Source organism: Bartonella refiksaydamii, assembly GCF_902652675.1.
In the GTDB taxonomy this organism is placed as follows: Bacteria; Pseudomonadota; Alphaproteobacteria; order Rhizobiales; family Rhizobiaceae; genus Bartonella; species Bartonella refiksaydamii.
Genome location: NZ_LR736306.1, coordinates 1 through 5,614 on the forward strand (window position 1 = coordinate 1; position 5,614 = coordinate 5,614).

Genomic DNA, 5,614 nt, shown 5'->3' on the forward strand with positions numbered 1-5,614 from the left:
TCTTTCTTTTCTCCATGCGTTGCTACAAAGGCAGCTTTATCCTTGTCCCACAACAAAGAGTCACTTTGAGCAGTGGTCACTTCTTTTTGAATCTCTTTGGTAACTTCATCCTTAATGTTCTTGAATTTATCTTTAACTTTATCGAATGAATTACCAACACCGGTAAAGGCAGATGCAACATTGTCATAAGTCGCATCAGAAACACTGCCATCAGAGGAAAAGCTCTTAACCGTGAATGTTGGAGCTGTCCATGTGCCATCCTTATAGCCAGCACCACCACCGAAATACTTCGCAACACTGTCACCTAGGGTATGAAGCTGATTACCTGCTACAGCATCTGTTGAGGTTGAAGAAATGTCTCCATTCTTAAGAGATGTGATCTTGCTACTGTCTTTCTTTTCTCCATGCGTTGCTACAAAGGCAGCTTTATCCTTGTCCCACAACAAAGAGTCACTTTGAGCAGTGACAATGTCTTTGGCAATCTCATTCTTAATATTCGTGAATGAATCACCAACACCGGCAAAAGCAGATGCAACATCATTATAGGTCGTATCAGAAACACTGCCATCAGAGGAAAAGCTCTTAACCGTGAATGTTGGAGCTGTCCATGTCCCATCCTTATAGCCAGCTCCGCCACCGAAATACTTAGCAACTGTACCACCTAGAGTATGAAGCTGATTACCTGCTACAGCATCCGTTGAGGTTGAAGAAATGTCTCCATTCTTAAGAGATGTGATCTTGCTACTGTCTTTCTTTTCTCCATGTGTCGCTACAAAGGCACTTTTACTCTTATCCCACAATAAGGAGTCACTTTTTTCACCAGCAATTCCTTTGGCAATTTCATTCTTAATATTCGTGAATGAATCACCAACACCGGCAAAAGCGGATGCAACGTCATTATAGGTCGTATCAGAAACACTGCCATCAGAGGAAAAGCTCTTAACCGTGAATGTTGGAGCTGTCCATGTGCCATCCTTATAGCCAGCTCCGCCACCTAAATACTTAGCAACTGTACCACCTAGAGTATGGAGCTGATTACCTGCTACAGCATCCGTTGAGGTTGAAGAAATGTCTCCATTCTTAAGAGATGTGATCTTGCTGCTTTCTTTCTTTTCTCCATGTGTCGCTACAAAGGCACTTTTACTCTTATCCCACAATAAGGAGTCACTTTGAGCAATGGCAATGTCTTTGGCAATCTCATTCTTAATATTCGTGAATGAATCACCAACACCGGCAAAAGCAGATGCAACGTCATTATAGGTCGTATCAGAAACACTGCCATCAGAGGAAAAACTCTTAACCGTAAATGTTGGAGCTGTCCATGTGCCACCCTTATAGCTGGAGCTACCACCAAGAGACTTTGCAACCCCAATTCCCAGTGAATAAAGCTGAGAACCATTTACTGCCTCAGTTGAGTCTGCTGAAATTTCACCAGGAGAAACATCCAAAAGAAGCCGTGTTTCACCTTTACTATTCATAAAACTTATTTTAGTTAATGGTGATTTAGCAGCAATAGTTACTGTGGTTGCTGCTTCATTATCACCTAGTAAACGAGGTAAGATTCCCATAAAAGGAAAGTTGTCTGTGCTCTTATGCCGATCATCACCTTGCGATGGATTGTCTTGCTTCTTCCCAAGAGCAGGGGTTTTCTTTATTTCAACAAACCAACGATTGAAACTTGGGAAAAGACTCTTAACGCCAGAAAATGCATCCGCTATATTCTCAGAACCTTCCTTAAAACCTTTCCTACCCACAAGTGCAGTCTCAAGAGCAACTTTAGTCTCAAACTGAATACTAGATATTAAGTTTTTGAAGAGATCTTCACTCCCTATAGTAAAGTCAATATCTCTATATAATTTATTGCCAACTATATAGGATGGCGGAATACCTTTAAGTACATTTGTACCACCACTAAAATCGTTCGATATGTTATTAAAAATCTGAGTGTTAGCAGAAACAGGAGAAATATTTGATAAAAAGATAATCACTGAAGCCAATGAAAGCGCTTTTATAAAAAGCAATTGATGAAGCGAGCAAGAATTTCTAAAATCACCCACCACTGGCGCTTTTGGTGTGGTATATATTTTTTTCATAACAAATTCTCCAAGTAAGAAAAGCATATTTAGAACATTAAAAAGACACATTTCAGCGCTAGGGATGATTCAGTGACGTAGTTTTTACTCGTTCTCTATAGGGCTTAATTTTTTCGCAGAGGCAGATAGGGGTAGTTAGAACTCCGGTAGGGTTGTCGTTAATGTTGATCAACAATACGGTTAATAAGGTTTTGACATTTACTGCTGTTAAGAGGAGTGTCTTTTTGGGGACGAAGTTTCTGGATTTGAGGATGAGAAAGGATATGAAACCGACATAAAGAGGGTATATTTGCGCGTTACTGTTAGGTGTGCAGTTTGTATTTTTGAAAGTAAAGGAGTTCATTTTATGTGCTTTAAGGGATAATAGAGTGCTTATGCGAATAAGGTTAAGTTGTTTGGTGGATGGTCTAGAGTACTTTTTGTGAGGTTATTGCGCTTTTGTCGTGAGAATAAGCTCTGTACTCTTGTGTTTTAGGGCTGTTTCTCTTGAAGAGCTTTAGAATAAGGTGATGGTAGTTGTATGATTTTCTCATGGCCCCTCGTTCCTCCCCATTGCGAGAGATTTCTTCTATTTTTACCATAATGAATCTTACTGAAGATTCCTTTATCCTTTTATAGACTGTTAAGAAAAATGGCAAGAAGAAAATGAATTTAATTATTTTACAGAATGAGTCTTTCTCATTTATGCAATTGTAAAGTATCCTTATAATTTTAAAATTCATAGCTTTATTGCATAGGTTATAGACTAGAAGTTCTGTTTCATAGTTTGTTTGAGTTGTTTTGTTTTGATCAAAATGAGTCTTACTAATAATTGCGGCTACTGCGTAGCTCATGGTTGCTGCTGTTTGTGTACAGAATAAATAAACGAAATAATAAAATGGGATTTTTGATTTTTTAAACATATCCCCCCAATGGATGTTTTCTATCAATAATTATAGGACGTACGCTTTTAAAATACTGTGTGATTGCGCACCCTATTAACTTATATGATAGCATTACCTTGAATTTGTAAAATTTTTGTTAAGTTGATTCATTTCTTACTAAAATTATTACGATAGAGAGCGCATCGTTATTACTATAGAGCATATTGTTATGAGAGTTTGTAACTATAACTTTCTATGTAAAATATCACTTCTCTATAATATAAGACTTCGTCCTTGCCTGATCAGGCAAGGACGAAGTTTTGGTTAAATTGTAGTTTTTCGTATTATCTGGTGTTATTTTAATCTCAGAGTTATTCCACCACCTACGCCAAAATGACCTCCAGCACTGGTTGCTGATAGATTAGAACGAATCTTACCATCTTCAGACGTATAACCCGCACCAATAGCAAAGGCAGATTGACCACGCCATAAACCACCACCAACTGAAAGACTTAAAGATCCTGGTTCATCGAAGTAACGTAAGTTAGACACTGCCAAACCAATCGCTGCGGCTTGTCTTGCCTCGTCACGCACATTCTTAATATCATAACTTAATGCTTCAAACTTCGTATCGGTATAGGATTTTGCCTCGTTCAAGCTAGTTCTAATCGTTTCATTAAAACGTTCATCCGTATACTTTCTCGCTTCATCAAGAACTGTCTTCATTTTTTCATGCAACTGACCACCATTCACTGCTTGCTTAGAATGTTCTGCAATTTCTCCGTCCTGAACATTCTCAATCAATACTGGTTGACTATCATCACCACCAGCTAAAGAGATCGTATTGGTTTTCTTTCCGCTATCTTTATCAATATCGTAGCTAACCGCAGCATTCGCTTTCTTCTCAACCTCTGCTACCTTCTGTTGCGTAGTCCAGAGCTGCCCTCCATTCACAGCTTCTTTAGAGTTTTCTACTACGCTACCATCTTCTACATTGGCAAGCTTACTCGCTTCTCCTTCATGACTAAGGTCATACGCTTTTTTGTCTTCATTCCACTGTAAAGCATTAGAAGTCACATCATTAGAGGTCGCCTTCTCTTTCTTCTCAACATTAACAAGACGAGTGTTGATATTGATCATAGCATCATTCATAGCATTGAAAGCACTAAAGACATCACTCTTTTCATCCTGTCCAACAGTACCGTCGTTACTGAATGACTTTATTATGAATTTAGGAGCTGTCCAAACTGTATTATTGTAGTCAGCACCGCCCCCCATATAAGCAACAAGCTTTTTATTCGTATCAAAGAGCTGGTTACCAGTAATTGCGTTATCTGAGCCATTAAAAACATCACCATCAGCAAGCTCCCTAAGTACCTTTAGATTAGGTTTACTTGATACTTCTGGTGTGTCAGAAGGAAAAGGTATGTTATTAGTAGTCTCGCCATTCCCCTCTTCTGTGGCAGGCAATGATCTTTTTACAAGTGAGACGCCCATAAAAGGAAAGCTGTCGTCTGTTATTCTATACAGATCACCATTTGCAGATACATGAAATTTTTCACCAACACCAGTGGCATCCTTTACCTCAGCAATCGCACTATTCAAACCTGCAAGAGAACTATTAACGCCAGCAAATGCATCAGCGACATTAGTATACTTTACCTCAGTCTCATTACCATCCTTATCAAAGGTTTTAACTGTAAAAGTAGGACCTGACCATTTTCCACCTTTATTAAACCCAGCACCACCGCCAAAATAGTTTGCAAATTCCTGAGACATCGCATAGAGCTGGCTACCATTTATTGCTTCGGTTGATGTTTTCGTAAATGCACCACCCTTAACACCAGAGAGAGTTCGTGGGAGATTAACACTGTCTGCAATATCTATTCTCCTGCCGCCTTTGCTTCCACCAATCGTAATAAGCCCAGCGCTATTTTGCTTAACAAGACTATCACCTGTCACACTTTCAATCTTATTATTAAGATTTGTAAAAGAACTACTTACACCAGACAATGCATCGGCAACATTTGTATATTCCTTTTCAGTCCCACTACCAACCTGGTCAAAGACTTTAACCGTAAATGTTGGAGCATTCCAGTTTCCATCTTCATCATATCCAGCATTACTACTCAAATAGCCAGCAACTACATTGCTCATGGAATAAAGTTGAGAACCATTTATCGCATCAGTTGAGGTTGCTGTTATCGAACCAGCATTAATACCTGAAAGAATCCGTGCCTCATTATTAACGTTCGCAATACTTACCTTAGTCCCACTTACTTTTCCACCAATGGTAATAAGTCCTGACGTATCTTGCTTAACAAGACCATCACCTGCCGCATTGATAACTATATTTTCAATCTTTTTATCAAGATTTGTGAAAGAACTACTGACGCCAGACAATGCATCGGCAACATTTGCATAGTTCTTTTCAGCTCCATTACCATCCTGATCAAAGACTTTAACCGTAAAAGTAGGAGCTGTCCATGTGCCATCTTTATATCCAGCACCACCACCAAAATAGCCAGCAACTACATTGCTCATGGAATAAAGTTGAGCACCATTTATCGCATCAGTTGAGGTTGCTGTTATCGAACCATCACTAATACCTGAAAGAATCCGTGCCTCATTATTAACGTTCGCAATACTTACCTTAGT

The 5,614-nt window shown here is 39.0% G+C and carries 1 protein-coding gene and 1 pseudogene; both read right to left on the reverse strand.

Annotated features, from left to right (window positions below; translation table 11 throughout):
* Nucleotides 1-2,093: pseudogene (locus tag GQO39_RS06035) on the reverse strand (hypothetical protein); the annotation flags it as partial.
* Between the two features lie 1,217 nt (nt 2,094-3,310).
* Nucleotides 3,311-5,614 (reverse strand): YadA-like family protein (locus GQO39_RS06040; protein WP_156851413.1); only part of this gene is annotated, 2,304 nt, incomplete at its 5' end.